24 protein-coding genes are annotated in these 25,105 nt (G+C 40.9%); 17 read left to right on the top strand and 7 right to left on the bottom strand.

Translation table 11 applies throughout. The features are described from left to right. Positions 1-23: 23 nt before the first annotated feature. From GEZ84_RS07375 to GEZ84_RS07365, 3 genes are all read right to left on the bottom strand, one after another. On the bottom strand, positions 24-1,013 hold the full coding sequence (locus GEZ84_RS07375) for a PTS sugar transporter subunit IIB (protein ID WP_153224057.1): 990 nt from the start codon (positions 1,011-1,013) through the stop codon (positions 24-26). Between the two features lie 246 nt (positions 1,014-1,259). Beyond that, positions 1,260-2,279: an alcohol dehydrogenase AdhP gene (gene adhP / locus GEZ84_RS07370; protein WP_000649147.1), complete on the bottom strand. Its 1,020-nt coding sequence runs from the start codon at positions 2,277-2,279 to the stop codon at positions 1,260-1,262. 377 nt (positions 2,280-2,656) lie between these two features. Then, positions 2,657-3,469, bottom strand: a complete 813-nt coding sequence (locus GEZ84_RS07365) for a Cof-type HAD-IIB family hydrolase (RefSeq protein WP_153224056.1) — start codon at positions 3,467-3,469, stop codon at positions 2,657-2,659. Between the two features lie 189 nt (positions 3,470-3,658). On the opposite strand from GEZ84_RS07365, the gene GEZ84_RS07360 reads away from it, so the two are divergent. The 6 genes from GEZ84_RS07360 (at position 3,659) to folB (ending at position 9,626) form a co-directional block, all read left to right on the top strand. Continuing rightward, on the top strand, positions 3,659-5,077 hold the full coding sequence (locus GEZ84_RS07360; RefSeq protein WP_000359260.1) for an NCS2 family permease: 1,419 nt from the start codon (positions 3,659-3,661) through the stop codon (positions 5,075-5,077). A gap of 52 nt (positions 5,078-5,129) precedes the next feature. Continuing rightward, positions 5,130-5,837 carry a CPBP family intramembrane glutamic endopeptidase gene (locus tag GEZ84_RS07355; RefSeq protein ID WP_153224055.1) on the top strand — a complete coding sequence of 236 codons (708 nt, stop codon included), beginning with the start codon at positions 5,130-5,132 and terminating at the stop codon, positions 5,835-5,837. A 93-nt stretch (positions 5,838-5,930) separates the two neighbouring features. After that, positions 5,931-6,911: a dihydropteroate synthase gene (folP, locus tag GEZ84_RS07350; RefSeq protein WP_194252045.1), complete on the top strand. Its 981-nt coding sequence runs from the start codon at positions 5,931-5,933 to the stop codon at positions 6,909-6,911. A 1-nt stretch (position 6,912) separates the two neighbouring features. Continuing rightward, a complete protein-coding gene (locus GEZ84_RS07345; RefSeq protein ID WP_153224054.1) occupies positions 6,913-8,235 on the top strand; it encodes a bifunctional folylpolyglutamate synthase/dihydrofolate synthase in 1,323 nt (440 codons plus the stop codon). Further along, positions 8,216-8,770, top strand: a complete 555-nt coding sequence (gene folE / locus GEZ84_RS07340; RefSeq protein ID WP_000380913.1) for a GTP cyclohydrolase I FolE — start codon at positions 8,216-8,218, stop codon at positions 8,768-8,770. Before GEZ84_RS07345 ends, folE begins: the two co-directional genes overlap by 20 nt. 43 nt (positions 8,771-8,813) lie before the next feature. Further along, positions 8,814-9,626 (top strand): dihydroneopterin aldolase, encoded by an 813-nt coding sequence (folB, locus tag GEZ84_RS07335; protein ID WP_153224053.1) that lies wholly within the window; start codon positions 8,814-8,816, stop codon positions 9,624-9,626. 44 nt (positions 9,627-9,670) lie between these two features. Here folB and GEZ84_RS07330 read toward each other — a convergent pair whose 3' ends face one another. After that, entirely contained in the window at positions 9,671-9,988 is a 318-nt protein-coding gene (locus GEZ84_RS07330; RefSeq protein WP_153224052.1) for a DUF960 domain-containing protein, read from the bottom strand. A gap of 238 nt (positions 9,989-10,226) precedes the next feature. On the opposite strand from GEZ84_RS07330, the gene ccpA reads away from it, so the two are divergent. Continuing rightward, complete coding sequence (gene ccpA / locus GEZ84_RS07325) at positions 10,227-11,237, top strand: catabolite control protein A (protein ID WP_153224051.1); 1,011 nt, start codon at positions 10,227-10,229, stop codon at positions 11,235-11,237. Between the two features lie 164 nt (positions 11,238-11,401). Here the strand turns inward: ccpA and GEZ84_RS07320 are convergent, their stop codons facing one another. After that, complete coding sequence (locus tag GEZ84_RS07320; protein ID WP_153224050.1) at positions 11,402-12,364, bottom strand: asparaginase; 963 nt, start codon at positions 12,362-12,364, stop codon at positions 11,402-11,404. Positions 12,365-12,429: 65 nt separating this feature from the next. Here GEZ84_RS07320 and GEZ84_RS07315 point away from each other — a divergent pair, with 65 nt between their 5' ends. Then, the gene (locus GEZ84_RS07315; protein WP_153224049.1) at positions 12,430-13,821 is read left to right on the top strand and encodes a Cof-type HAD-IIB family hydrolase; all 1,392 of its coding nucleotides are present in this window, start codon (positions 12,430-12,432) and stop codon (positions 13,819-13,821) included. 174 nt (positions 13,822-13,995) lie between these two features. Here the strand turns inward: GEZ84_RS07315 and GEZ84_RS07310 are convergent, their stop codons facing one another. Then, positions 13,996-14,448 (bottom strand): universal stress protein, encoded by a 453-nt coding sequence (locus tag GEZ84_RS07310; protein WP_064276412.1) that lies wholly within the window; start codon positions 14,446-14,448, stop codon positions 13,996-13,998. Between the two features lie 161 nt (positions 14,449-14,609). Here GEZ84_RS07310 and GEZ84_RS07305 point away from each other — a divergent pair, with 161 nt between their 5' ends. From GEZ84_RS07305 to GEZ84_RS07290, 4 genes are all read left to right on the top strand, one after another. Next, on the top strand, positions 14,610-14,912 hold the full coding sequence (locus GEZ84_RS07305; RefSeq protein ID WP_194252044.1) for a hypothetical protein: 303 nt from the start codon (positions 14,610-14,612) through the stop codon (positions 14,910-14,912). A gap of 156 nt (positions 14,913-15,068) precedes the next feature. Beyond that, entirely contained in the window at positions 15,069-16,283 is a 1,215-nt protein-coding gene (locus tag GEZ84_RS07300) for a pyridoxal phosphate-dependent aminotransferase (protein ID WP_000666457.1), read from the top strand. 144 nt (positions 16,284-16,427) lie between these two features. After that, on the top strand, positions 16,428-16,562 hold the full coding sequence (gene rpmH / locus GEZ84_RS07295; RefSeq protein ID WP_000831905.1) for a 50S ribosomal protein L34: 135 nt from the start codon (positions 16,428-16,430) through the stop codon (positions 16,560-16,562). Positions 16,563-16,698: 136 nt separating this feature from the next. After that, complete coding sequence (locus tag GEZ84_RS07290) at positions 16,699-18,663, top strand: peptide ABC transporter substrate-binding protein (RefSeq protein ID WP_153224047.1); 1,965 nt, start codon at positions 16,699-16,701, stop codon at positions 18,661-18,663. A 248-nt stretch (positions 18,664-18,911) separates the two neighbouring features. On the opposite strand, the gene GEZ84_RS07285 is transcribed toward GEZ84_RS07290, so the two are convergent. Continuing rightward, complete coding sequence (locus tag GEZ84_RS07285; RefSeq protein ID WP_153224046.1) at positions 18,912-20,756, bottom strand: APC family permease; 1,845 nt, start codon at positions 20,754-20,756, stop codon at positions 18,912-18,914. Positions 20,757-20,913: 157 nt separating this feature from the next. Here GEZ84_RS07285 and GEZ84_RS07280 point away from each other — a divergent pair, with 157 nt between their 5' ends. The 5 genes from GEZ84_RS07280 (at position 20,914) to GEZ84_RS07260 (ending at position 25,104) form a co-directional block, all read left to right on the top strand. Beyond that, entirely contained in the window at positions 20,914-21,687 is a 774-nt protein-coding gene (locus tag GEZ84_RS07280) for a TatD family hydrolase (protein WP_153224045.1), read from the top strand. Next, positions 21,687-22,247, top strand: coding sequence for a ribonuclease M5 (gene rnmV / locus GEZ84_RS07275; RefSeq protein ID WP_153224044.1), 561 nt, complete (start codon positions 21,687-21,689; stop codon positions 22,245-22,247). Before GEZ84_RS07280 ends, rnmV begins: the two co-directional genes overlap by 1 nt. Before the next feature lie 71 nt (positions 22,248-22,318). Beyond that, entirely contained in the window at positions 22,319-23,230 is a 912-nt protein-coding gene (locus GEZ84_RS07270) for a helix-turn-helix domain-containing protein (RefSeq protein ID WP_153224043.1), read from the top strand. A 341-nt stretch (positions 23,231-23,571) separates the two neighbouring features. Next, positions 23,572-24,051: a hypothetical protein gene (locus tag GEZ84_RS07265; RefSeq protein WP_061425393.1), complete on the top strand. Its 480-nt coding sequence runs from the start codon at positions 23,572-23,574 to the stop codon at positions 24,049-24,051. Positions 24,052-24,807: 756 nt separating this feature from the next. Then, entirely contained in the window at positions 24,808-25,104 is a 297-nt protein-coding gene (locus GEZ84_RS07260) for a lactococcin 972 family bacteriocin (protein WP_153224042.1), read from the top strand. The last annotated feature ends 1 nt before the right edge of the window (position 25,105 follow it).

The raw sequence follows: 25,105 nt of genomic DNA, 5'->3' as shown, positions 1-25,105 counted from the left end.
TCTTCGATAGTTATTGATGTCTATTATTGAACGTTGGCTTTGTTAATCAAGTCAAACAAATCTTTTTTAGTGTCGTTTGGTACTTTACGTACGTCAAATTCAACACCAAGGTCACGCATTTTTTCAAATGTAGCAACGTCTTCTTTGTCCATAGACAAAACGTTGTTGACCATTGTTTTACCTGTTGAGTGAGCCATTGATCCTACGTTAAGGGTCTTGATTGGCACGCCACCTTCGATTGCACGAAGGGCATCTTGAGGTGTTTCAAACAAGATAAGGGCATGTGTTTCTCCAAAGCGTGGGTCTTTTGAAACCTCGATTAATTTTTGAATTGGAATCACATTGGCTCTGACATTATTCGGAGCCGCTTGTTTAATCAATTCTTTACGAAGATCGTCGTTGGCAACGTTATCTGAAGCAACGATGATACGGTCTGCTTTTGAATCTGGAGTCCAAGCAGTTGCAACCTGACCGTGAAGTAGACGAGTGTCTAGACGGGCAAGATTGATTTTCAGTTTACCGTCACCGATAACAGTTCCTTCTGGGATAGCAGCTTGGGCAACTGGAGCAGCTGCAGCACTTGCAACTTCTTCAACTGGATTTAACTCTTCTGGAAGAGCTTTGATGCCATCTTTGGCTTCTTTGATAATATTCGCAGCGACTTTTTCCACACCTGCTGTAGCGTCCATGAGGCGCTCTGTATAGGCTTGGATTAACATCGGTAAGTTAAGTCCTGTGATGATGGCAAACTTACGATCAGGATTTTCTCCCATCACGCGGCTAGCTTGGTTGAATGGAGAACCACTCCAAAGGTCAGCCAAAACTAGCACCTCATCTTCTGCGTCAAATGCAGCCACAGCGTTGTTAAATTTAGCATATAGGTCATCTGGACCTTCATTTGGCATAAAGGTTACAACTTGAACCTTTTCTTGTTCACCAAAAATCATAGATCCTGACTGATGAATACCTGCAGCGAATTCACCGTGGCTCGCAATAATGATTCCGATACTCATTATTGTCATTCCTCCTTATAAAATGTTGTGCCCATTGTTTCAGAAAACTTTAAGACTAAAATAGTATAAACCGTTTTCATAAAAAAATCAACTATTTGATATAGAATTTTTTTTAAAAACAAAATACATATATTTTGAAATATTGATATATAAATGTTTTTGAGGAGAGAATATTTTTTATTTTAAAAATTTAATATAAAAAAGTTGGAAGAGGCATCCAACTTTTTTATATAGGTTTCCATTGAATTAGTTTGTGAAATCAAGTACCATACGTCCTTGAATTTGACCTTTTTCCATTTCGTCGAAAACGGCTATCGCATCTTCTACTGGACGTTTTTGGACAACTGGTACTACCAAGCCTTCTGCTCCGAATTGGAAGGCTTCTTCCAAGTCTTTACGAGTTCCTACAAGAGAACCGATAACTTGGATTCCATCTAGAACGGTTTTAACGATGCTGAGTTCCATCATTTCAGAAGGAAGACCGACAGCGACGACACGACCACCCGCACGAACGGAGTCAACAGCCTGATTGAAGGCAACTTTAGACACAGCAGTTACGACAGCTGAATGAGCTCCGCCATCTGTTTTTTCTTTAATAAGTCCTGGTACATCTTCAACTTCTAGACCGTTAATCACAATGTCAGCACCTACTTCTTTTGCAAGGGCAAGTTTATCGTTGTTGATATCAACTGCGACAACATGAGCGTTGAAAACTTTTTTAGCATATTGAACTGCGAGGTTACCAAGTCCACCAGCACCGTAAAGAACAACCCACTGACCTGGTTCAACTTTGGCTTCTTTAATCGCTTTATAGGTTGTTACACCAGCACATGTGATAGAAGAAGCTTGGGCTGGATCAAGTCCGTCAGGAACTTTGACAGCATAGTCTGCAGTTACAATACATTGTTCAGCCATACCTCCGTCTACTGAGTAGCCGGCATTTTTTACTGTACGGCAAAGAGTTTCACGGCCAGTTGTACAGTATTCGCAAGTACCGCATCCTTCAAAGAACCAAGCAACGCTGACACGGTCGCCGACTTTAAGACTTTTTACATCTGGGGCAATCTCTTTGACGATACCAACACCTTCGTGTCCTAGGACACGTCCTGGTACTTGACCAAAGTCACCATGGGCAACGTGGAGGTCAGTGTGGCAAACACCACAGTATTCAATTTCTACAAGTGCTTCCCCAGTTTCAAGTGGACGGAGTACTTTTTCTTCAATAGCAACACCAGTGCTTTCTGGATTTACAACAACAGCTTTCATAGCTATCCTCCTTGATATTGGCCGAGAACAGGGACAACAGGACTGGATTGATTTTGTGTCAACAGAGTCGAGTGTGACGAGCTCTCTTGTATTTATATGCGAAGTATATCACAAAAGAAAGCCTTTTCCAAGGTTTTGGGGGTAAAAAATAGAACAATCGATTAACTGGTTGATGAGACTGTGAAAAGAACACAAAGACCAGCTTGCAAGCTAGTCATACTCTTCGAAAATCTCTTCAAACCACGTCAGCTTCGCCTTGCCGTATATATATGTTACTGACTTCGTCAGTTTCATCTACAACCTCAAAGCAGTGCTTTGAGCAACCTACGGCTAGCTTCTTAGTTTGCTCTTTGATTTTCATTGAGTATCAGTATAAGTTATAAGAACAAATCTTGCAGGGTTTTGGCAACCCCATCTTGGTCATTGGTTAGGGAAATTTGCTCATCTGCATAAGGGAGTAGCTCTGGGTTGGCATTTTTCATGGCATAGCCCTTCCCAGCAAAAGCGAGCATTTCGGTATCATTGTGTTCATCTCCAAAGGCAATCAAGTCCTTTTTATCACGGTTCATTACCTTGAGCAAGTAGTCCAAAGCAAAGGCCTTGTTGACACCTTTTGGGGTACACTCAAGGATATTGAGCGGACCTCCCCAGGTATTGATAGACAGTTGATGCTGGTAGAAGGCGTTCATTTCTTTTGCCAGGGCATACTTGTCACCAGCTCTGGTCTGCAGCAGAATACAGTTAGGGTCCTTGGTCACCAATTCAGGATTGAATTGATCTTCAGGCTGGAAAGCTTCTACACCAAATAGTTTGGGATTGGCAATTTCTTCATTAGGATTTGTAATGTAGAATTTTTTACGATATTCTCCAGCGATAAAATCAGCTTGAATGTCCTCAGAACGTCGAACCATATCTAAAAGATATTTTTTGTCTACGGTCAAACACTTTTCAAAGTCCCAAATTTGGTCTGGCAAATGAGTGAGAGAGCCGTTGAAATTAATCATAGGAGTGTCTAAGCCTAGTTCACGGTAGAAATCTTTTGACATGCGGTAAGGGCGACCTGTCGTAATAATAACCTGATGTCCTTTTTCAGCAACTTTTTTAATGATTTCTTTGGTAAAGTCAGAAATCTGACTGTCTGAGTTGAGCAGGGTTCCATCCAGGTCAACTGCAATAATTTTTTTCGTCATATAAACCTTTCTAGTGTCTTTCCAGATAAGATGTCTTCTATTATAACAAAAAGTAGGTAGAAAAGCAGATTCCAAACAAAAAATGAAATTGCATCAATTTCTTAAATAAATCAAACAAAGATATTGAAAAAGTGAATGATAAATGATATAATTCTATTATTGTTCGTAAAAATTAAAAGGAGATTGATAATGGACAAATTATTTAAACTAAAAGAGAACGGTACAGACGTTCGTACGGAGGTTCTCGCTGGTTTAACAACTTTCTTTGCAATGAGCTATATTCTCTTTGTAAACCCACAAATTCTTTCGCAAACAGGAATGCCTGCTCAGGGTGTGTTTCTCGCTACGATTATTGGTGCAGTAGCTGGTACCTTGATGATGGCCTTCTACGCTAACTTACCTTATGCCCAAGCACCAGGTATGGGTCTTAATGCCTTTTTTACCTTCACAGTCGTATTTGGACTTGGTTATTCTTGGCAAGAAGCTCTAGCTATGGTCTTCATCTGTGGGATTATCTCATTGATTATTACCTTGACAAATGTTCGTAAAATGATCATTGAATCGATTCCGAATGCCCTTCGCTCAGCTATTTCAGCTGGTATCGGTGTTTTCCTTGCCTACGTGGGAATTAAGAATGCTGGACTTTTGAAATTTACGATTGATCCAGGCAACTATATTGTTGTGGGAGAAGGGGCTGACAAGGCTCAAGCAACGATTGCAGCAAACTCTTCAGCAGTTCCAGGATTGGTCAGCTTTAATAATCCAGCTGTTTTGGTGGCTCTTGCAGGACTTGCCATTACTATCTTCTTTGTTATCAAAGGAATTAAAGGGGGAATTATTCTCTCTATCTTGACAACAACTGTTCTTGCTATTGCAGTTGGTTTGGTAGATTTGTCTAGTATCGATTTTGCTAACAACCATGTTGGTGCAGCCTTTGAAGACTTGAAGACAGTCTTTGGTGCAGCTCTTGGTTCAGAAGGTTTGGGAGCTTTGATTTCAGATACAGCTCGCTTACCTGAAACTCTTATGGCTATTCTTGCCTTTTCGTTGACAGATATTTTTGATACAATTGGTACTTTGATCGGTACTGGTGAAAAAGTTGGTATCGTAGCTACAAATGGTGAAAATCACCAATCAGCTAAGTTGGACAAGGCTCTTTACTCTGATTTGATTGGTACTTCAATTGGTGCCATCGCAGGTACTTCAAACGTAACGACTTATGTTGAGTCTGCTGCTGGTATTGGTGCAGGTGGACGTACTGGTTTGACAGCCTTGGTTGTGGCAATCTGTTTTGCGATTTCAAGCTTCTTTAGCCCACTTCTAGCTATTGTACCAACAGCTGCTACAGCTCCAATCTTAATTATTGTTGGGATTATGATGTTGGCTAGCTTGAAAAATATTCATTGGGATGATATGTCTGAAGCGGTTCCTGCTTTCTTCACATCTATCTTTATGGGATTCAGCTACTCTATCACTCAAGGGATTGCAGTTGGTTTCTTGACTTACACTTTGACTAAGATTGTCAAAGGTCAAGCTAAAGATGTTCATGTCATGATTTGGATTTTGGATGCCTTGTTTATCCTTAACTATATCAGCATGGCCTTATAATAGGATGACCCAGGGGGATTTTCCCCCTTTTTTAATACAAAGGAGATAGGTGATGAAAGAGAAAAGTATCTGGAAAGAATTATTGAATCGTGCAGGTTGGCTGTTAATCTTTCTGCTAGCGACAATTTTATATCAGATTCCTATAGGGGTTACTGCTATTTTAACTTTAAATGCAGTACCATTGTTACAGTCAGGGCTGATAGTTGCTGGTATTTCGATTGTGGTTTTGGTACTATTTATTTTTGGAGCTCGTAAAACACAGTTAGCAAGTTTTAATTTTTCTTTTTTTAGAGCTAAAGATTTGGCACGTTTGGGCTTGAGTTATTTAGTCATTATCTGTTCAAATATACTTGGTTCTATCTTGTTACAACTGTCAAATGAGACGACAACAGCTAACCAGTCTCAGATTAACGACATGGTTCAGAATAGTTCTCTGATTTCCAGTTTCTTCTTGCTAGCCGTACTTGCTCCGATTTGTGAGGAAATCTTGTGTCGGGGAATTGTCCCTAAAAAGATTTTCCGAGGAAAAGAGAACTTGGGATTTGTAGTCGGGACGATTGTGTTTGCTTTATTGCATCAACCAAGTAATTTACCTTCTTTATTGATTTATGGAGGTATGTCGATCGTTCTGTCTTGGACAGCTTACAAGACCCAACGTTTGGAAATGTCTATCTTGCTTCACATGATTGTGAATGGGGTTGCTTTCTGTTTGTTGGCTCTTGTGGTGATCATGAGTCGGACATTAGGGATTTCTGTTTAAGATTTTTGACAATTGCTTACTTGTTTCTACTGGGAAAAAGATGAATGCAATCGTGTCCATCTTTTTCTTTTTATGGTAAAATAGAGAAATAATATGATGAAAAGCCTTGAGGGAGTGACCGATATGTCAAGTAAAGCCAATCATGCAAAGACAGCTATTTGCGGAATTATCAATGTAACCCCAGACTCCTTTTCGGACGGTGGTCAATTTTTTGCTCTTGAGCAGGCACTCCAGCAGGCTCGTAAATTGATAGCAGAAGGGGCTAGCATGCTAGATATCGGCGGAGAATCGACTCGGCCTCGGCCGGGAAGTAGCTATGTTGAGATAGAAGAGGAAATCCAGCGTGTTGTTCCAGTGATTAAAGCGATTCGCAAGGAAAGTGATGTCCTCATCTCTATTGATACTTGGAAGAGTCAAGTAGCAGAAGCTGCTTTGGCTGCTGGTGCTAATCTAGTCAATGATATCACTGGTCTCATGGGTGATGAAAAAATGGCTCATGTGGTTGCTAAGGCTGGAGCGAAAGTAGTCATTATGTTTAATCCAGTTATGGCACGACCTCAGCACCCTAGCTCGCTCATCTTCCCTCATTTTGGTTTTGGTCAAGCTTTTACAGTGGAAGAGTTAGCGGACTTTGAAAAAATGACAATCGAAGAGTTACTGGAGGCTTTTTTTGAACGAGCACTAGCGAGAGCAGAGGAAGCTGGGATTGCTCAAGAAAACATCCTGCTGGATTCAGGAATTGGCTTTGGTCTGACCAAGAAAGAAAATCTGCTTCTTTTACGGGACTTGGGTAAACTACATCAGAAAGGCTATCCAATCTTTCTTGGAGTTTCGCGCAAGCGGTTTGTCATCAATATCCTTGAAGAAAGTGGTTTTGAAGTCAATCCTGAGACAGAGCTTGGTTTCCGCAATCGAGATACGGCTTCGGCTCATGTAACTAGTATCGCTGCGAGGCAGGGTGTAGACGTGGTGCGCGTGCATGATGTAGCTAGTCACAGGATGGCAGTTGAAATTGCCTCCGCCATTCGTCTGGCTGATGAAGCGGAAAATTTAGATTTAAAACAATATAAATAAGATGAAAGAAATCGAAAACAATCAGTGGATTGCTAGCTATCGGACGGATCAACCGCATTTTGGCTTGGAACGAATGGTGGAAGTGTTAGCTTTGCGTGGCAATCCCCATCTCAAACTCAAGGTTATCCATATCGGAGGAACCAATGGCAAGGGCTCGACCATTGCTTTTTTGAAAAATATGCTGGAAAAGCTAGGCCTGAGAGTTGGTGTGTTCAGCTCGCCCTATCTCATTCACTACACTGACCAGATTAGCATCAATGGGGAATCGATCTCAGAAGCGAGGCTAGAAGTCCTCATGGCAGACTATCAGTTTTTGCTAGAGGGAGAAGCGGCCGCCAATTTACAGGGCACAACTGAGTTTGAGATTATTACAGCCATAGCCTATGATTACTTTGCAGCAGAGCAAGTAGATGTGGCTATCATGGAAGTCGGCATGGGTGGGCTTTTAGATAGTACCAATGTCTGCCAGCCAATTTTAACAGGCATCACGACCATTGGACTGGATCATGTAGCCCTTCTTGGTGACACCTTAGAAGCCATAGCTGAGCAGAAAGCTGGTATTATCAAACAAGGAGTTCCCTTGGTGACAGGTTGCATTTCTCTAGAAGCTTTGGCTGTGATTGACCACATTGCGGCAGGGAAAGATGCGCCGAGACTTGCCTACGGGGCAGATTATCAGGTTCGTCATCAAGAAAGTGTGGTGACAGGGGAAGTCTTTGATTATACTAGCTCTCTCAGACAAGGTCACTTCCAGACTGGCCTACTTGGTTTGCACCAGATAGAGAATGCTGGGATGGCCATAGCTTTACTTGATACTTTTTATCAAGAAGATGGTCGAGAACTAGTAAGTAATGACTTGCTTGCTCAGACCTTGGAAGAAACAAGTTGGCCGGGGCGCTTGGAAGTTGTGTCTAGAGACCCCTTGATGATTTTGGATGGGGCCCACAATCCTCATGCCATCAAGGCTTTAGTAGCAACCTTGCAAGAACGCTTTGCGGATTATCATAAGGAAATCCTCTTTACTTGTATCAAAACCAAGGCCTTGGAGGATATGTTGAACTTGCTGGGGGCCATGCCAGATATTGAGCTTACTCTGACACATTTTGACGATAGTCGGGCGACTGATGAAAGTGTGCTGAAAGAGGCAGCTAAGTCTAGAAATCTCAGCTACCAAGATTGGCAGGATTTTCTAGAGCAGAAATTAACAGATAAAAAAGAAGAGAGAAAAACAGTTAGGATTGTCACAGGTTCCTTGTATTTCTTGAGCCAAGTGAGAGCCTATCTGATGGAGAGGAAAAACGAGAATGGATACACAAAAGATTGAAGCAGCTGTAAAAATGATTATCGAGGCTGTCGGAGAGGACGCTAATCGCGAGGGCTTGCAGGAAACACCTGCTCGTGTGGCCCGTATGTACCAAGAGATTTTTTCAGGTCTTGGTCAAACAGCGGAGGAACATTTGTCAAAATCCTTTGAGATTATTGATGATAACATGGTGGTAGAAAAGGATATTTTTTTCCATACCATGTGTGAGCACCACTTCTTACCATTTTATGGTAAAGCGCACATTGCCTACATTCCAGATGGTCGTGTGGCAGGTTTATCTAAGTTAGCCCGTACGGTTGAAGTTTATTCTAAAAAGCCGCAAATTCAAGAACGTTTGAATATCGAAGTGGCCGATGCCTTGATGGAGTATCTAGGTGCTAAAGGAGCCTTTGTTGTTATTGAGGCGGAACATATGTGTATGAGCATGCGTGGTGTAAGAAAACCTGGCACTGCAACCTTGACGACAGTAGCTCGTGGTCTATTTGAAACAGATAAGGATCTTCGAGATCAGGCTTATCGTTTAATGGGACTATAAAAAAGAATCCGCTTTGGGCGGATTTTTCTAGAAAGGAATCATTATGGATCAACTGCAGATTAAGGATTTGGAAATTTTTGCCTATCATGGTCTCTTTCCTAGTGAGAAGGAATTGGGGCAAAAGTTTGTCGTTTCAGCTATCCTATCCTATGATATGACCAAGGCGGCTACAGACTTGGATTTAACGGATTCTGTCCATTATGGAGAACTATGTCAGCAGTGGACGACTTGGTTTCAGGAAACGAGTGAAGATTTGATTGAAACGGTAGCTTATAAACTGGTGGAACGTACTTTTGATGCTTATCCTCTTGTCCAAGAAATTCAGCTGGAACTGAAAAAACCTTGGGCGCCAGTGCATTTGTCGCTAGATACTTGCTCGGTAACAATTCATCGCCGCAAGCAACGAGCCTTTATCGCCCTAGGAAGCAATATGGGAGATAAACAAGCAAACTTGAAACAAGCCATTGAGAAAATGCGAGCTCGAGGTATCCATATTCTCAAAGAGTCCAGTGTCTTGACGACGGAGCCTTGGGGTGGTGTGGAGCAAGATAGCTTTGCTAATCAAGTGGTTGAGGTTGAAACCTGGTTGCCAGCCCCAGTTCTATTAGAGACCTTGTTAGCCATTGAGTCAGAGATGGGACGGGTGAGAGAAGTACATTGGGGACCTCGTTTGATTGATTTGGACTTGCTCTTTGTGGAGGACCAGGTCATTTATACAGATGACCTTATCTTGCCTCATCCTTACATAGCGGAACGTCTTTTTGTCCTTGAGTCCTTACAGGAAATTGCACCTCATTTTATCCATCCTACATTAAAGCAACCTATCCGTAACTTGTATAATGCTTTGAAAAAATAGAAAAACTCTAGTTTTCAGTCACTTGCAACTGAAGGCTAGAGTTTTTAAAATAGTTCATTTTCTTCTGGGAGGAGGATAGTTTCTCTACCGTCCATATCTAAAACCAGTACTTTCGGGGGATACAGAGGGTCGAAAGGATGGTTAAAGTCAAAATCAATAGCTGTAGGGAGGTGTTGACTTGAAAAATGGAAGGTAATTTTTCCTTGGTTATTAAGCAATTGAAACTCGAGTTCTTCTTCCAATTCAAAGACATTTTTTAAGAAATGGTCGATGATATACCAAAAAGAGTCAATGACATCATCAGGCAAGTTGGTAACAATACCAAAACTAGCAGACCGCATCTGGGTATTAGTAAAAGCCATATTTCTGCCCCCTTTCTTTTCCCTTATCATACAGCAAATAGGATTAAAAATCAAGAAAAGGTAATTTTTTTCTTCATAAACATAGTTTTCTATGAAATTTTTTTCAAATATTCTTCAAAAAATGCTTGAAAGTGTTTACAAATAGTGATAAAATGGAATAAGTAGAATCATGAAAACGAAATTTTCATACCGTCTCTTTTTTGGAGTCTCGTGAGGTATGATATAGAAAGGAAATGGAATGAATACAGACGATACAGTAACGATTTATGATGTCGCCCGTGAAGCAGGAGTTTCAATGGCGACAGTTAGCCGTGTAGTCAATGGCAATAAGAATGTAAAAGAGAATACTAGAAAAAAAGTGCTTGAGGTGATTGACCGTTTGGATTATCGTCCAAATGCAGTGGCACGTGGCCTTGCAAGTAAAAAGACAACCACTGTCGGTGTCGTGATTCCAAATATTACCAATGGCTATTTCTCAACGCTTGCTAAAGGGATTGATGATATCGCTGAAATGTACAAGTATAACATCGTCCTTGCCAATAGTGATGAGGATGATGACAAGGAAGTTTCAGTGGTTAATACCCTGTTTTCTAAGCAAGTGGATGGTATCATCTTTATGGGGTACCACTTGACTGAAAAAATTCGTTCAGAGTTTTCTCGCTCTCGGACACCAGTTGTTCTTGCAGGGACAGTGGATGTAGAACATCAGCTTCCAAGTGTCAATATTGACTACAAACAAGCTACGATTGATGCAGTGAGCTACCTTGCTAAAGAAAATGAGCGCATTGCTTTTGTCAGCGGTCCATTAGTGGATGACATCAATGGTAAGGTTCGTTTGATTGGCTACAAGGAAGCCTTGAAAAAAGCAGGTATTTCTTATAGCGAAGGATTGGTATTTGAGTCTAAATATACTTATGAAGATGGCTATGCCTTGGCAGAACGCTTGATTTCATCAAATGCAACTGCAGCAGTTGTAACAGGTGATGAATTGGCAGCAGGTGTCTTGAACGGCCTAGCTGATAAGGGTGTGTCAGTACCAGAAGAATTTGAAATCATTACTAGTGATGATTCGCAAGTCTCACGCTTTACCCGTCCAAACTTGACAACTATCGCCCAACCTCTTTATGACCTTGGTGCTATTAGCATGCGTATGTTGACTAAGATTATGCACAAGGAAGAGTTGGAAGAACGTGAAGTTCTCTTACCTCATGGTTTGACAGAACGTCGTTCAACACGAAAACGGAAATAGAAAAAATCAGGGAATCGTGAAGATTTCCTGATTTTTTTAGAGAAGGGAATTATACTCAATAAAAATCAAAGTGCAAACTAGGAAGTTAGCTACAGGTTGCTCAAAACACTGTTTTGAGGTTGTAGATGGAAGCTGACGTGGTTTGAAGAGATTTTCGAAGAGTATTAGCCTTCCATATAGTCTTTTAAGGCTTGCCCTTTTAGTCCGGCATTGAGGGCAATGAGGAGTTTTAGGCGGGCTTTTTGGGCGTTTAGTTCTTTAACAAAGAAAACACCAGATTTTCTCAACTGCACGCCTCCACCTTGGTAGGCATAAACAGGTTCTGCGATACCGTTAAAGCATCGTGAAACCAGAGCGACTGGGATTCCTTTTTGCAGAAGGCTTTCTAATTTTTGAGCCGTTTCTTTGGGAACATTACCAGCCCCGAAGGCTTGGATAATCAAACCGTCCAATTGTTCCAAATCCAGCATATCAATCAGCTCATCTGTCATACCAGCATAAGCCGAGATGATAGGGACCAAGCCTTGTATGTGATCAAGGTCAAAGCGAACACGAGGTTCAGCAGTTTTAAAGTAGAGGATTTCTCGCTTCATAATCAGACCAAGTGGCCCGTGTGTTGGAGTCTGGAAGGTGCCGACATTGGTTGTATGTGTTTTAGTAACATACTTGGCAGCATGGATTTCATCGTTCATAACAACCAAAACCCCTTTGTCCGCAGCTCTGTCATCGCTAGCCACTCGTAAAGCACTCAGATAATTATAAACGCCATCACTGCCGAGTTCGTTGGAGCTACGCATGGCCCCTGTCAGAACGATAGGCATATGGGGAACTTCCATGGTATCAAGGAAATAAGCTGTTTCCTCTAGAGTATCGGTCCCGTGTGTGATCACCACTCCATCGTAGTTATCTGCTTCCTCTTTAATTTTTTGGTAGAGGGCCAGCATATGCTTGGGTTTGATATGGGGGCTTGGTAGGTTAAAAAAGTCCAAGGCGTGGACTTGGATTCCGTCGAGGGGATTGGACACATGGTTCATGGGATTATCTGAACTCGTCACAACAGCGCCAGAAGCATCGGCCTGCATGGAAATAGTCCCACCTGTATGTAAAACAAGGATTTTCTTAGGCATGATTTACTCACTCTTTCTGAAATGTGGTATAATCATTGTATCACAAAAGGGGAGATTGGGATAGGATGGAAGTCAAAGCTGTTTTTTTTGATATCGATGGAACCTTGGTCAACGATCGCAAGAGTGTTTTGAAATCCACTAAGGACGCGATTAAAATTGTCAAAGAACAAGGGGTGCTTGTCGGCGTAGCGACAGGTCGAGGACCTTTTTTTGTTAAGGAATTGATGGACGATTTGGATCTGGATTTTGCGGTAACCTATAATGGACAGTATATCTTTACTAAAGACAAAGTCTTGTTCACGAGCCCTATTTCCAAGTTACACTTGCGCCAGCTCATTACGTATGCTAAAAAAGAGGGCAAGGAGATTGCCCTAGGGACCAAGGATGCCATGCTGGGTTCTAAAATCATGTCTTTTGGTCTGGGTTCTTTTTCCCAACGAATCAGTCGCTTCGTTCCCTCTGTTTTAACTCGGACAGTGAGTCATTCCTTTAATCGCATGGTCAGTAAGGTTGTTCCCCAAAAGGAAGAAGACCTACTTCACCTGATGAATCAGCCTATTTATCAAGTCTTGATGCTGATGACGCCAGAGGAATCTGAGAAGGCAGCAGCTGATTTTGAAGACTTGAAATTGACACGTAGCAATCCTTTTGCTGCGGATGTCATTAATCAAGGAAATTCTAAATTGGAAGGTATTCGCCGAGTTGGGAAAGAATATGGTTTTGATCTCAACCAAGTGATGGCCTTTGGTGACTCAGATAACGACCTAGAAATGCTGGCAGGTGTTGGTATGTCGGTTGCTATGGGAAATGGTAGTAGCAGTGTCAAGGAAGTTGCCAAGCACATTACCACTAGCAATCAGCAAGACGGAATTCATAAGGCCTTGGAACATTTTGGTGTTTTGGCTTCAGAAAAAGTCTTTGTCAGCCGTGACTATCATTTCAATAAGGTCAAGACCTTCCACCACATGATGGATGAACGAACCCAAGAAGAACCTCGAGCTTGGGATTTAGAAGGTGCAACCCACAGGGCTGGTTTTAAAATAGAAGAATTGGTGGAGTTTGTTCGAGCTGCTAGTCTTTCGGAAGAGGATTTTGGTCAAGCTCTATCGCAACTTCATCAGGCCCTTGATAAGGCAGCAGATAAAGTAGCTAAGAAGACGCCAGCCCAGCAAGATTTGGTGGGGCAGGTGGATGCCTTGATTGACACGCTTTATTTCACTTACGGTAGTTTTGTCTTGATGGGGGTGGACCCAGAACGTATTTTTGACATTGTCCATCAGGCCAATATGGGGAAAATTTTCCCAGATGGCAAGGCTCATTTTGATCCAGTGACCCACAAAATTTTAAAACCAGATGATTGGGAAGAAAAATATGCTCCAGAACCTGCTATTAAAAAGGAACTGCAGCGCCAGCTCAAGGCTTATGAACGCCATAAAGAGAGAAATAATACTCAATGAAAATCAAAGAGCAAACTAGCCGCAGGCTGCTCAAAGCACTGCTTTGAGGTTGTAGATAGAACTGACGAAGTCAGTAACATACCTACGGCAAGGCGACGTTGACGTGGTTTGAAGAGATTTTCGAAGAGTATAAATAGTAAACAAAAAGGAGCTTTTGGCTCCTTTTCTTTGAGATTATAAGGTTTTTTCTTGTTCTCTCACAACCAGCAAATCGACCTTAGCATGGCGGAGAATGTATTCAGATGAAGAGCCGACCAAGAGGCGTTCAAAGGCGTTGAGACCAGTTGCGCCAACGAGGATGAGGTCCACTTCCTCAGCATCGGGAATAGTACGTGCCAAGAGGGTCTTTGGATTTCCCATTTCAATGACGATGTGAATATCTGCTACACCAGCATCCCTTGCACGTTTTTCGTACTCTTTCATCAGACTTTCAGCGTCGACTTGGAGTTCTTCGTAAACTTCAGCATCAAAGGTGGATACACTTTGGAGAGCGCGTGTGTCAATGACATGTGCGATGGTGAGTTTAGCGTCGTTTCGTAGAGCAGAATGAACTCCCTTGACAAAAGCCAAGTCCGCTTCTTTAGAACCATCGATTGCGACCATGATATTTTGGTAACGTTGTGCCATAATGAAACCTCCTGAAATTTTCTTACTATAATTGTAAACCTTTTCACTATAGAAGTAAAGCAAAAAAAGTATTTTTCAAAAGAATATTAGCGCTTAAAATCTATATAAATATATGATAAAATAAAAGAACGGATAGCAGGAAAGAAGTGAAGGGAGGGATAATGATGAAAAGATCTTTTCAAGAAGCAAAAAATTCGAATTTCCTTTATTATGGAATCATCCTAGTGTCGGTCTTGGTAGAAGTTATCATGATCTGGCAATTAGAGAGACTGGTATCCCTTCTTTATCCAGGTTTTATCGGCTTTTTAGTCTTTCATGTACTCTACCATCTGCTCTTATTCCTAGTTGCAAAACGAAGTGGGCGTTGGGATTACTTGACGATATGGGGGCTTTTCCTCATGTTCAATCTTCTTTATGACTCCTTTTTAGGCTTGCTTTTTCTAGGTTTATCTTTTGGTATGTGATCTGTCTTTGGCAAAATTCCTGCTATTTCCCCTGTCTTGACCTCGCTTTTAGTGAGGTTTTTCTTCTATACGAATCTAGTAACACATTTCAGCAAACTTGTCGCATTCTCTTTCTAGTGGTATAATGTTACTATCCTGAAGAATTGAGGAAACAAGATGAAAGAATATAACAAATCTAGTAAGTTAGAACATGTTGCTTATGATATCCGTGGTCCTGTTTTGGAAGAAGCCATGCGGATGCGAGCAAACGGAGAAAAGATTTTACGTCTGAATACAGGAAATCCAGCAGAATTTGGTTTTACAGCGCCAGACGAGGTCATTCATGACTTGATTATGAATGCGCGTGATAGTGAAGGTTACTCTGACTCCAAAGGGATTTTCTCAGCCCGTAAGGCTATCATGCAGTATTGCCAATTGAAAAAATTTCCAAACGTAGATATTGATGATATCTACCTTGGAAATGGTGTCAGTGAGTTGATTGTCATGTCCATGCAGGGGCTTTTGGACAATGGGGACGAGGTTTTGGTGCCAATGCCAGACTATCCTCTCTGGACAGCAGCTGTCAGCCTAGCGGGGGGAAATGCTGTTCACTATATTTGTGATGAAGCTGCAGAATGGTACCCAGATATTGACGATATCAAGTCAAAAATCACTTCTAATACCAAGGCAATCGTCCTTATCAATCCAAATAACCCAACTGGAGCCCTTTATCCTAAGGAACTCTTGTTGGAGATTATTGAGATTGCCCGTCAAAATGATTTGATTATCTTTGCGGATGAAATTTACGACCGCATGGTTATGGATGGACATGTGCATACGCCTGTGGCGAGCTTGGCACCAGATGTCTTCTGTGTCAGCATGAATGGTCTATCAAAATCCCACCGTATTGCTGGTTTCCGTGTGGGGTGGATGGTCTTGTCTGGACCTAAGACTCATGTCAAGGGCTATATCGAAGGGCTCAATATGCTGTCCAATATGCGCCTTTGCTCTAATGTTTTGGCCCAACAGGTCGTCCAAACATCCTTGGGTGGCCACCAATCAGTTGATGAATTGCTCCTTCCTGGTGGACGAATTTATGAGCAAAGAAACTTCATCTACAATGCCATTCAAGATATTCCAGGTTTGTCTGCGGTTAAACCCAAGGCAGGGCTCTATATCTTCCCTAAAATCGACCGCAATATGTACCGTATCGATGATGATGAGCAGTTTGTCCTTAATTTCTTGAAGCAGGAAAAGGTTCTCTTGGTTCATGGTCGAGGCTTCAACTGGCAGGAACCAGACCATTTCCGTATCGTTTACCTTCCTCGTGTCGATGAACTAGCCCAAATCCAAGAAAAGATGACTCGTTTCTTGAAACAGTATCGCAGATAGGGCTTACATTCGAAAAAGCAGTAAACATTTGCCTTGAGCTATTGACAAAAGTAAAAGAATCAGATAGAATAGTAAAGTATGTTTAGTAACTGATCACTTTATAGCCGGCTAAACGAATACAAAATCTATGAGGAGGTATTCATCGTGAAACGTACTTATCAACCAAGTAAACTTCGTCGTGCGCGCAAACACGGATTCCGTAACCGTATGTCAACTAAAAACGGTCGTCGCGTATTGGCAGCTCGTCGTCGTAAAGGACGCAAAGTTTTGGCTGCATAATCCAAACGAATTCTATCAAAAATCAGTAGGAACTCGAGTCTACTGATTTTTATTTTTGTAAAAAAGTACAAAAAACTTTATATTTTCGCTTGAATAGTGTATAATATTTCACATACTGTAAAATTGGAGAATAATCATGAAGAAATCAAAAGTTATGCTTTTTGGAGCTATGGCTTTGACAGCAGGTCTAGCTCTAACGGCATGTGGGTCTTCCCAATCAAGTAATGCAGACAAGACTTACTCTTATATCTTTGTCAATAACCCAGATACCTTGGATTATATTACCTCTACACGAGATTCTACATCTAGTATCACAACCAACTTGATTGATGGTTTGTTGGAAAATGACCAGTATGGAAATCTCATCCCGTCTATGGCTGAGTCATGGACTGTGTCAAAAGATGGTTTGACCTACACTTATAAGATCCGTCAGGGGGCTAAATGGTACACTTCTGAAGGAGAAGAGTATGCGGATGTAAAAGCTCATGACTTTGTGACTGGTCTTAAGTATGCGGCTGATAAAAAGGCTGAAAACTTGTACTTGGTACAAGATTCTATCAAGGGGCTAGCAGACTATGTTGAAGGGAAATCATCTGATTTTGGAACTGTTGGTGTTAAGGCAGTGGATGATTACACACTACAATACACCCTCAACCAACCTGAGACTTATTGGAACTCTAAAACAACAGCAAGTATCCTTAGTCCTGTAAACGAAGCTTTCTTGAAGTCTAAGGGAGATGACTTTGGAAGTGTGACGCCATCAAGCATCTTGTCAAATGGTCCTTACTTGTTTAAGTCCTTTACATCAAAATCTTTGATTGAATTTGATAAAAATCCTAACTATTGGGATAAGGACAATGTCAAAATTGAGAAAGTGAAACTTTCTTTCTTTGACGGTTCTGACCAAGACAGTATTGCAAGAGGTTTCTTAGATGGTAACTATACAGATGGTCGTATTTTCCCAACAAGTTCAGTCTTTGCTGAGCTTAAGAAGGGAAATGAGGACAAGATTACCTACACACCGCAAAACTCAGTTACTTTCTATTATCTTTTCAACGTGAATCGTCAAAGCTACAAGCAGACTATGAAACAGTCTGATAAGGAAAAGACAGATTCACGCGCAGCTATGCAAAATAAGGATTTCCGTCAGGCTATCAACTTTGCCTTTGACCGTCATGCTTATGCAGCACAGACAAATGGTGAAGATGGAGCAGACCGTATCTTACGTAACACGATTACACCAAGCAACTTTGTCCAAGTTGGCGATAAGAACTTCGGTGATATTGTCAATGAAAAAATTGTCAACTACGGTAAAGATTGGGCAAATATCAACCTAAACGATGAGAAGCAAGCCTTCTTGAACCCTGACAAGGCCAAAGAGAAATTTGCTAAGGCTAAAGAAAGTCTGCAAGCTCAGGGAGTAACCTTCCCAATTCATTTGGATATGCCAGTTGACCAGACTGCTAAGTTGGATGTGCAACAGGCTGGTTCTTTCAAGCAAACAGTAGAAGCCACTCTTGGTAAGGAAAATGTGGTCATTGATGTTATCCAACTTTCTCCAGATGAAAAAGACCAAGCAACCTACTTTGCAGATACAGCAGAACAAAAAGACTATGACATCGACATCTCAGGATGGGGTGGAGACTACTCAGATCCTAAGACTTACCTAGCTATCCTTGATCCAGAGACAGGTTCTCAGTTGAAAAACATGGGCTTGACTGAAGGAAAAGACAAGGAAATTAAGGACAAGATTGGTCTTTCTGACTACAAGAAACTCTTGGATCAGGCTGACGCTGAAATCACAGATACTCAAGCTCGCTATGAAAAATATGCTGAAGCCCAAGCTTGGTTGACAGATAGTGCCCTCTTCCTACCAGTTCAAAGTGGTGGAGCTAATCCAATCTTCCGTAAGACTGTACCGTTTACAGGACCATTCTCATTCGTTGGTCATAAGGGAAATGCGGACAACTACAAATATGTTGAATTGCAAAAAGAGCCAGTAACTGCTAAACAGTACCAAGAACTCTATGAAAAATGGCTGAAGGAAAAAGCTGAGTCAAATAAAAAAGCTCAGGAAGATTTAGCTAACCACATTCAATAATATGCCTAGTCATGCTTTTCAGTTAATACTCAATGAAAATCAAATAGCAAACTAGAAAGCTAGCCGCAGGCCGCTCAAAGCACTGCTTTGAGGTTGTAGATGAAACTGACGAAGTCAGCTCAAAACATGGTTTTGAGGTTGTAGATGACGCTGACGTGGTTTGAAGAGATTTTCGAAGAGTATAAGCATAGTGTATGGATTTTAAAAAGACCTTACCAGAGCTTCTTGGTTCTGGTAGGGCCTTTTCTTTATTCTTTTAAGTGATAAGAGTAGCTAGCTACAACGACGTCCTGGTGCCAACGAAGGGCGTATTTGAGTTTGAGGCTCATCTGATTGTGCAGGATATTCTGCCAAGGTTTATTAGGGATAAACTGGGGGACGAGGACAGTGACTGTATAGTTCTTTTTCTGTGCTTCCTCGGAAATCCGTTTGACATACTTGACAGTAGGGGTGATGATGTCGCGATAGCTGGTCTTGATATTTTTCAGAGTAATGGTTGGGAAGTAATCGGCAAATTCTTGGAGAATTTCTTGATCTTTTTCTGCTGTTTCCTTGGTAGAAATATGCATGGCTAGGACTTCGTCACCGATACTTTGAGCGTAGTTAATGGCTCCGACGCTGACGCGGGTAACATTTCCTACTAGGACCAGAACCAGATTGCCATCGTAAGTACGTTTTTCGATGCCTTCATAGAGACGCAGTTGTTGGGCTACTTTTTGGTAATGACTGTGAATTGCCAAGAAGAGTAAGGTGAGTACGAGAATAATCGGGAAGAAAGGCCAGATATCACTGAGACGGAAAAAGAGCAAGATTAGTACAATCGCGTAGCAAATGATTGCTCCAAGGATATTAGCAAGAGCAGGTTTTAAGAAGTTGGTCCCTTTTTCCTTTTTCCAATGACGAATCATTCCAGTCTGAGAAAGGGCAAAGGGAACGAAGACCCCGATAGTATAAAGAGGAATCAAGCGTTCGGTATTGCCATTAAAAATGAAAAGAAGAATCATAGCCCCAAAAGCCAGAGTTAAAATTCCATTGGAGTAGCCTAGGCGGTCTCCTTTCTCCATAAAGAGATGGGGCATGTATTTGTTTTTAGCCATATTGTAAGCTAGCATAGGGAAGGCCGAAAAGCCAGTATTTGCAGCTACGGCTAAAATCAAGGCTGTGGAGAATTGGAAGATATAATACCCAAGGTGGCCTAAGAAGGAATTACCAAGAATACCTTGAGCCATCTGTGAAAGAATAGTTTCTCCATGTTGAGGCAGAATCCCCATCCAGTAGTTTAGGAAGGTGATTCCAGCAAAAAGAAAACCTAAAATCAGTGACATAATGGTCAAGGTTTGAGCGGCATTCTTTTCTTTGGGAGCCTTGAAAAAGGGAACTGCATTTGAAATAGCTTCAACCCCTGTCAGAGAGGCAGATCCGCTGGTAAAAGCTCTTAGAATGAGAACGATAGACAGGCTCGGAACAGCATGCCCAATAGGTGAAGTTGCCTGATAGCTGAGAGAACCTGTTATTAGTTGAAAGATTCCATAGAGCAAGAGAAAAACGGTACTGATGATAAAGAGATAGACAGGAATCATCAGTGAACTGGCAGATTCTTTTAAGCCCCGTAAGTTCATGAGCATGAGCAAGCAAACCAGAAAAATGGAGATGTGGAGGTTGTACGGGTGAAGAGCAGGGAGAGCTGCTGTGATAGCGTCCGCTCCAGATGAAACAGATACCGCTACGGTCAGCATATAGTCAACCAGCAGACTACCTCCAGCAATCAAGCCTAGCTCGGGAGATAGATTTTCTCGAGTAACCATATAGGCCCCTCCTCCTTGAGGATAGGCGTGGATGATTTGGCGGTAGGAAATGGTCAGGCTGGCCAGAAGTAGGAGGACAAAAAGGCCTATAGGAAGGCTCCACCATATAGCAAGAGGAGAGAGACTAGCCAAGACGAGGACTACTTGCTCAGGCCCATAGGCAATGGAAGATAGAGCGTCGCTTGACAACATGGCTAGTGCCTGCATTTTTCCCAGTAGTCCCCCTTCGCCTTCGGTTAAGGACTTAAGAGGACGACCGATAAAGGTCTGTTTTAATTTTGTAAACATAGTTGTTTCCTTTGTTGAAAAATTCAATAAGTGTTATTATACTGCTTTGGAAAAAGAGCGTCAAGAGATGATGATGGGTTTTAGAATATTTTTTTCAGATGAGGAGAGAGGCCAGTTTTTTTGCTATAATAGAAGATAGAAAACGAGGTTAGAAGAGATGATTTTTGATACACATACACACTTAAATGTAGAAGAATTTGCAGGTCGTGAGGCAGAAGAAATTGCCTTGGCTGCTGAGATGGGTGTGACACAGATGAATATTGTTGGTTTTGATAAACCGACGATTGAGCGTGCCTTGGAGTTGGTAGATGAGTATGACCAGCTCTATGCGACTATCGGTTGGCATCCGACAGAAGCAGGGACTTACACGGAGGAGATTGAAGCCTACTTGCTTGACAAGCTCAAGCATCCCAAGGTTGTGGCTTTAGGTGAAATTGGATTGGACTACCATTGGATGACAGCGCCAAAAGAAGTACAGGAGCAGGTTTTTCGCCGTCAGATCCAGCTATCTAAGGACTTAGATTTGCCTTTTGTTGTCCATACCCGTGATGCGCTGGAAGATACCCATGAGATTATCAAGAGCGAGGGAGTTGGCCCTCGAGGTGGGATTATGCACTCATTTTCAGGGACGCTTGAGTGGGCAGAGAAGTTTGTCGCGCTTGGCATGACTATTTCCTTCTCAGGAGTGGTGACTTTTAAGAAAGCAACTGACATCCAAGAAGCAGCTAAAGAGTTACCTTTGGACAAGATTTTGGTGGAGACAGATGCTCCTTACTTGGCTCCTGTTCCTAAACGGGGTCGCGAAAACAAAACAGCCTATACTCGCTATGTAGTGGACTTTATCGCCGACTTGCGTGGGATGACGGCAGAAGAGCTAGCGGCAGCAACGACTGCAAATGCAGAACGAATTTTTGGATTGGACAGCAAGTAATGAAAGAAAAAATTTCTCAAGTCATCGTGGTTGAAGGTCGCGATGATACGGCCAATCTCAAACGCTATTTCGATGTAGAAACCTATGAGACCAGAGGCTCTGCCATCAATGACCAGGATATAGAGCGGATTCAACGCCTGCACCAACGTCATGGAGTCATTGTCTTTACAGACCCAGATTTTAATGGGGAGCGGATTCGGCGCATGATCATGACGGCCATTCCAACAGTTCAGCATGCCTTCCTCAAACGAGATGAAGCTGTTCCTAAGTCCAAAACTAAGGGGCGTTCTCTGGGAATCGAACATGCCAGCTATGAAGATCTGAAAACGGCTCTAGCTCAGGTGACAGAACAATTTGAAAACGAGAATGAGTTTGACATCAGTCGTAGCGACTTGATTCGCCTTGGTTTTCTAGCAGGGGCAGATAGCCGTAAGCGACGAGAATATCTAGGAGAGGCTCTCCGAATTGGCTATTCCAACGGAAAACAGCTGCTCAAGCGGTTGGAGTTGTTTGGGGTTACTTTAGCAGAAGTGGAAGAAGCTATGAAGAGTTATGAGTAGGAAAGATGTAGCCGTTACAATTTTTTAAGTTTCACAGTATTTTTCGAAACAGGTAGAAGAGGAGGCATCTGATGTTAATTGGTCAAAAAATCAAAGAGATTCGGATAGAAAAAGGAATTAGTCGTCCAGATTTTTGTGGAGATGAGCAAGAACTGACAGTGCGTCAACTGTCGCGAATTGAAAGTGGAGCTTCGCAACCGAGTTTGCCGAAGTTAGACTATATTGCTCGCCGGTTAGGAGTTCCAGCTTATAGCCTTATGCCGGATTTTTCAGCTCTTCCTTCTGCTTATTTAGAATTGAAATACCAGATTTTACGTGAACCAATCTATGGTAAAGAAGAGGAATACGATAAAAAAGAAGCGTGTTTGGAAGAGATAGGGAACTTGTTTTATGAGCAACTTCCTAGTGAGGAAAAAGTATGGTTTGAAGCTACTAGAGCAACGATAGATGTTATTCGAAGCGGACGACCAGAATACGGGGAAACCGTACTGGACGATTATTTTAAAACAATTTATGATAAGGAATTGTTTTTGATAAATGAATTAGAAGTTATCAACTTATATTTTGCTATAGTGCTTACAAAGATAAAACAAGGTCAAAGTCAGATTTCAGAAATTGAAAGAATTCATTCGTTTTTAGTTCGTTTGACAAATCATGTGGAATTAATTTCACCAGAATATCTGTTTGTTTTAAGTAATACTTTGTTTTCGGGTCTTGCCTGTTTGGATAATTTATCGACTTATGATTCACTAGAAACCTATATCTTTAGCCTTAATCATATAATGGAAAAAACACAAGATTTTCAGAAGAAACCAATTATATTAATGTTAGAGTGGAAATTATCTCTAATAATAAACAATGATTATGTTTCTGCTGAACAGTTCTATCAGAAATCGAAGCTATTTGCTGATATAATAGAAAATTCTTATTTAGTTACTATGTTAGAAAAACAATGGCAAGAAGATTTAAAAAAATATTTATAAATATCGTGAAGCAATGACAAAAATGTCCTTGTTCTTGTATCAAAACAGTTCTAAAGTTCGTCTTTGGGGCTGTTTTTTTAGATATAAGCTAAAAATGACACGAAATGGTTCTATTTTAAGGACATTGATGTCCTTTGAGTTTATTTAAGAATAATTTATAATTAATTAAAACGTGAAAGGGGATTACAATATGAACTTTTTTAGTTTATTTTATTTAGTTACTTGGTGGTTTAAATAAAATTTAGTTATGTCTACTTAGTTTCAAAATAGACTCTTTAGGGCAAAGTGTCAGTTTATTAGGATAGTTATGATAAAAATGTATATTTCGAGGAGAAAATAAAATGAAAAATAAGATTTTAACAAAAACAGCAATTGTTTTAAGTTGCTTTTTAACATTGAGTACTGTTGCTCTCCCATCTGCAACTGCTTTTGCTTCTACATACTCAGTTTCGGATAAAGCAACTCAAGTTTCAAAACGTTCTACGGCAACTAATGGTGAAGGAAAACATATCTACGTAGATAACGGACGTATATTAGAATTTGATAAAGATACTGTTTCGCAAGAGGATATCCAAGCTGCTAAAATGGACAGAGGAAAGTGGTCTTTTTCAGTTACAGCTATTCGAAAAGGTTATAGTAAACTCCCTTCGAATGTTAAAAGATGGATAAATCAATATATAGGATTGAATGCCATATTGAGTACACTAGAACACTTTACTGGTTGGATTGAAGATGGAATCTACCAGGCTTGTAAGCGTGCAGGTATGCCAGATTGGATGGCTTGGACAGTAGCTAAAGCTTTGACCTTGATAGCACTATAGTTTATGAAAAAATTAAAAAAATACCTTCCATTCTTTTTCTGTCTACTATACCTAATACACGGAATACTTGATTTATCAACTTTAAATATTTTAGGTGCAATCTTTAAAATTATAATTAGTACTTTGGGTATAATAGTTACATATCCGTTTTATAAAGAAGGAAACGAATAATTTAAAGAAATAATTCTGTAATCAGTCTTACTTAGTTATTCTCATAGTAGTAGGAATAATCCGTGTTTACCATCTGCGAGTAATAAATAATAATCCTTAAAAAAGTCTCTGACAACTAGTGATTGATTTTTCTCGGATTAGTTTCACACAATTGTTTATACGAATGATTGGAGATTATGTTAAATTTACTTTGTGGTATTTTGCAATCAGAGTATATCAAATAGGCATCTTTTTATGTGTCCTTCGTTTTACAATAGGGTAAGAATATTTATAAACATAGTGAAGCAATGACAAAAATGCCCTCGTATCAAAACAGTTCTAAAGTTTGTCTTTAGAACTGTTTTTTAGATATAAGCTAAAAATAATATGAAATAGTTAGATTTTAAGGACATTGATGTCCTTGATAGTGTGATAAAGATGGAGTATAATGACTATAAAAGTTCATTTCAGGGTGCTATTTTGATAATTAGAGAAAAACAAATAATTTTAGAATATCATTTAGTAATATAATAGTATCAACGTTGATAATGGAAAGAGGAGCAAATAACTCAACAATCTTGTAATCAAAAATAGAGGAGTATCAATATGAAACAAACAGTTAAAAAATTAGCCCTTGTAGCGAGCATTGCAGCAACATTAGGTGGAAGTGTAGCAGTAGTATCGGCCGCGGTTAAGTATCCAGATGGTGGTGTCTGGACGTATGGTTCAGGTGACGGAGGTGCTTACTCAAACTACTATCACTCTTCAGAATATCATAGCTCAACAGTTGTTAGTAGAAAAACTGGTTCATCTGATAAGGGATATGCTGATGCTGAAGGGACTTCTCGTGCATGGATTCGTACTTCTTGGGGAGAGAAAGTTGCATTCTACTATAATGTTTAGA

Origin of the sequence: Streptococcus mitis (genome assembly GCF_009496155.1) — a bacterium.
GTDB lineage: Bacteria > Bacillota > Bacilli > Lactobacillales > Streptococcaceae > Streptococcus > Streptococcus mitis_BQ.
This window is presented reverse-complemented; position numbering and strand designations above follow the sequence as displayed.

Coding starts and splice junctions, on each gene's coding strand:
- GEZ84_RS07320 (WP_153224050.1), bottom strand. CDS start 12,364: ATGCCTAAGAAAATCCTTGTTTTACATACAGGTGGGACTATTTCCATG.
- GEZ84_RS07280 (WP_153224045.1), top strand. CDS start 20,914: ATGATTTTTGATACACATACACACTTAAATGTAGAAGAATTTGCAGGT.
- GEZ84_RS07290 (WP_153224047.1), top strand. CDS start 16,699: ATGAAGAAATCAAAAGTTATGCTTTTTGGAGCTATGGCTTTGACAGCA.
- GEZ84_RS07365 (WP_153224056.1), bottom strand. CDS start 3,469: ATGACGAAAAAAATTATTGCAGTTGACCTGGATGGAACCCTGCTCAAC.
- GEZ84_RS07305 (WP_194252044.1), top strand. CDS start 14,610: ATGATGAAAAGATCTTTTCAAGAAGCAAAAAATTCGAATTTCCTTTAT.
- rnmV (WP_153224044.1), top strand. CDS start 21,687: ATGAAAGAAAAAATTTCTCAAGTCATCGTGGTTGAAGGTCGCGATGAT.
- GEZ84_RS07315 (WP_153224049.1), top strand. CDS start 12,430: ATGGAAGTCAAAGCTGTTTTTTTTGATATCGATGGAACCTTGGTCAAC.
- folP (WP_194252045.1), top strand. CDS start 5,931: ATGATGAAAAGCCTTGAGGGAGTGACCGATATGTCAAGTAAAGCCAAT.
- GEZ84_RS07310 (WP_064276412.1), bottom strand. CDS start 14,448: ATGGCACAACGTTACCAAAATATCATGGTCGCAATCGATGGTTCTAAA.
- GEZ84_RS07285 (WP_153224046.1), bottom strand. CDS start 20,756: ATGTTTACAAAATTAAAACAGACCTTTATCGGTCGTCCTCTTAAGTCC.
- GEZ84_RS07375 (WP_153224057.1), bottom strand. CDS start 1,013: ATGAGTATCGGAATCATTATTGCGAGCCACGGTGAATTCGCTGCAGGT.
- ccpA (WP_153224051.1), top strand. CDS start 10,227: ATGAATACAGACGATACAGTAACGATTTATGATGTCGCCCGTGAAGCA.
- folB (WP_153224053.1), top strand. CDS start 8,814: ATGGATCAACTGCAGATTAAGGATTTGGAAATTTTTGCCTATCATGGT.
- GEZ84_RS07345 (WP_153224054.1), top strand. CDS start 6,913: ATGAAAGAAATCGAAAACAATCAGTGGATTGCTAGCTATCGGACGGAT.
- GEZ84_RS07265 (WP_061425393.1), top strand. CDS start 23,572: ATGAAAAATAAGATTTTAACAAAAACAGCAATTGTTTTAAGTTGCTTT.
- GEZ84_RS07360 (WP_000359260.1), top strand. CDS start 3,659: ATGGACAAATTATTTAAACTAAAAGAGAACGGTACAGACGTTCGTACG.
- GEZ84_RS07270 (WP_153224043.1), top strand. CDS start 22,319: ATGTTAATTGGTCAAAAAATCAAAGAGATTCGGATAGAAAAAGGAATT.
- GEZ84_RS07300 (WP_000666457.1), top strand. CDS start 15,069: ATGAAAGAATATAACAAATCTAGTAAGTTAGAACATGTTGCTTATGAT.
- folE (WP_000380913.1), top strand. CDS start 8,216: ATGGATACACAAAAGATTGAAGCAGCTGTAAAAATGATTATCGAGGCT.
- GEZ84_RS07330 (WP_153224052.1), bottom strand. CDS start 9,988: ATGGCTTTTACTAATACCCAGATGCGGTCTGCTAGTTTTGGTATTGTT.
- adhP (WP_000649147.1), bottom strand. CDS start 2,279: ATGAAAGCTGTTGTTGTAAATCCAGAAAGCACTGGTGTTGCTATTGAA.
- GEZ84_RS07355 (WP_153224055.1), top strand. CDS start 5,130: ATGAAAGAGAAAAGTATCTGGAAAGAATTATTGAATCGTGCAGGTTGG.
- GEZ84_RS07260 (WP_153224042.1), top strand. CDS start 24,808: ATGAAACAAACAGTTAAAAAATTAGCCCTTGTAGCGAGCATTGCAGCA.